The 2636-nt window shown below is 65.3% G+C and carries 1 protein-coding gene and 2 pseudogenes; 1 reads left to right on the top strand and 2 read right to left on the bottom strand.

The window, feature by feature from the left end; genetic code table 11:
* Nucleotides 1-773: pseudogene (locus MPJ51_RS21715) on the top strand (hypothetical protein); the annotation flags it as partial.
* Here MPJ51_RS21715 and MPJ51_RS21710 read toward each other — a convergent pair.
* A complete protein-coding gene (locus MPJ51_RS21710) occupies nt 774-2141 on the bottom strand; it encodes a dipeptidase (protein WP_298391145.1) in 1368 nt (455 codons plus the stop codon). It abuts the pseudogene before it with no gap.
* A 58-nt stretch (nt 2142-2199) separates the two neighbouring features.
* Nucleotides 2200-2636: pseudogene (locus MPJ51_RS21705) on the bottom strand (Asp/Glu racemase); the annotation flags it as partial.

Here is a 2636-nt window from a genome sequence, read left to right as displayed (position 1 = left end):
CCGATCTGGCGGCCACGACCGGCGGGCCGGATGCCTGTACCGATTGCCACGCGGATCAAACTCCGGGTTGGGCAGCGGCAGAGGCCGCCAAGCACCATCCGAACGCGGGCACGCGACCTCATTTCGGGGTTGCTCTGGCCGCAGGCCGGGCCAATCCGGTGGCGGCGCAGGGTGATCTGCGGGTTTTGGCGCTGGATGAGACGCAGCCCGGGCTGATCCGCGCGACGGCGCTGTGGCTGTTGTCTCAGGGGGCGGATGCAAGCGCTGCCGAGGAGATGGCACCGTTGCTGGACCACGAAGACCCACTGATCCGGGCGGCGGCGATTGCAGTGCAACAAGCTGCCCCGCCGCATGTGATGGCGCAGCGCGTTGGCGGCTTGCTGGATGACCCCGAGCGCATGGTACGCATTGAGGCGGCCAAGGCCATGCTGACCATTCCGCCAGCGCGCTTGCCACAGGACACCGCCGCCGGGATGCGGCGGGCGATGTCGGATTGGCAGGGGTCACTACAAGCGCGGATCGACATTCCCGAAACTCATCTGGTGCTGGGCGGCATGGCGCTGACCCTGCGCAACTTCCCCGCCGCCAAGGGCGCTTTTCAGGAGGTCGTGCGCATGGACCCGCAGCGCGAAGATGCCTGGGTGATGTTGGCCCGGATCACAGCTGCGGTTGACGGGTCAGAGGCCACGCTGGCGGTGCTGGATGAGGCGCTGCAGCGCATCCCGGACAGCCCGGCGCTGACCGAAATGCGCGCCTCAATCAGGGCGCAATAGCTACTCGCCCAACCGCTGCATCAGGCGCACATAGGCGGTCTGCCCCAGTCGGAAGGTCGGCAGGCGGAAGAACTCGTTCGGGGCGTGCTGGTTTTCATCCTCATGCCCGAAGGCAAAGATCACCGCATGCAGCCCCAACTCGTCCAGCAGGGTCGACATCACGGGGATCGAGCCGCCGACGCGGGTTTTATACGGGGCCTTGCCATAGACCTCCTCCAGCACTTGCCCCGCGATGGCGGTGGCATTGTGGCCTGCAGGCACGAGGAAGGGATCGGCGCGGCCCGGGTTGCGTTTCACCTCCGCCGTCACGCCCGGCGGGCAATGGGCAGCCACATGGGCGGCGATCAGATCGAATATCCGCTCGGGGCTCTGGTCGGCCACCAACCGGCAGGTGACTTTGGCCGAGGCGACCGAGGGCAGGACGGTTTTGGTCCCTTCACCCTGCCAGCCGCTGGTCAGCCCGTTGATCTCGAATGTCGGGCGCGCCCAGAGGTTTTCGCGCGTGGTATACCCGGGCTCGCCATGGGTGACCGGGGCACCGGTCTGGGCCAGATAGGCGGCCTCATCCCAGGGCACTTGCGCAATGGCGGCGCGGTCTTCGTCGCTCAGTTCAACCACATCGTCGTAGAAGCCCGCGATGGTGATCCGCCCGTCCGGCGCTTTCATGCTGGCCAGCAAATGCGCCAGCCCCTGCGCCGGATTGGCGACCCCGCCGCCATGCATCCCCGAATGCAGGTCCGAGTGCGGTCCAGTCACCGTGATCTCAAGCGAGGTCACCCCCTTGAGCGCCAGGATCAACTGTGGCGTTTCCGGGTCCCATTGGCCGCCATCGGCGGAAAAGATCATATCCGCCTGCAACCGGTCCAGATTGGCCTCGATAAACGGCGGAAGATCGGGTGAGCCGATCTCTTCCTGCCCTTCAAAGAAGAACCGGACGTTGACCGGCAGGCGTCCGGTGTCGGCCAGCAGGGCCTCGGCTGCAAGGATCGGGATCAGCATCGCGCCTTTGTCATCGGTCGCACCGCGCCCATAGACCCGCCCGTCGCGGATCGTGGGGTCGAACGGGGGCGTCTTCCACAGGTCAAACGGCTCGGCCGGTTGCACGTCGAAATGGCCGTAGATCAGGATCGTGGGTTTGTCCGGCCCGGCATGCAGCCAGTCGGCGCAGACGACTGGGTGGCCCGCGGTGTCAAACATCGCGGCGTTCTCGATCCCCGCTGCGGTCAGCCTGTCGACCACCCATTGTCCCGCCACCCGCACATCGCCCGCATTCTCGGGCTTTGCCGAGACCGAGGGGATGCGGATGAAATCGCACAATTCTTCGACAAATCGCGCTTGATGCGTGTCCAGATATTCGGTCCAGCCCATGATCCTACCTCTGATTGATACGTCCCAGTCTGACGCAGGTCAGGGGGTGCTGCAAGTCTCAGATCGAGCGTTCCAGAAGCTGGCCAAAGCCCTTGATCGGGTCGGTCAGTCCCAACATCTGGCGGGCGCTGAACAGCATCGCCTGATTGGAACTGATGACCGGTTTGCCAACGGCTTTCTCCAGCCGGTCCAGCGCTTCGACGCTGCGCATATCGGTGCAGGACAGCACCAACACATCCGCGTCGGAGTGGTCCGCTTTGCGCCCAAGATCGAACACCGCATCCGGCGTCAGCGCGCCTTGTCCAGTGTTGTCGAGCGTGCCTGAAACCTCGGACCGTTGCACCGTCTCAAAGCCCAGCGAGGCCAGAAAGCGCACCGCCGTGTCGTTGATCGCGGGTACATAGGGTGAGGCGAAACCGATGCGTTTTGCCCCAAGCGCACCAAGCGCATTGGCCAGCGCCCCGGCAGCGGTGACTGTATGCGCCCCGCAGCGGG

The organism is Ruegeria sp., assembly GCF_028066395.1.
GTDB lineage: Bacteria > Pseudomonadota > Alphaproteobacteria > Rhodobacterales > Rhodobacteraceae > Ruegeria.
The sequence above is the reverse complement of the archived record's forward strand: the minus strand, read 5'-3'. Positions and strand labels throughout refer to the sequence as shown.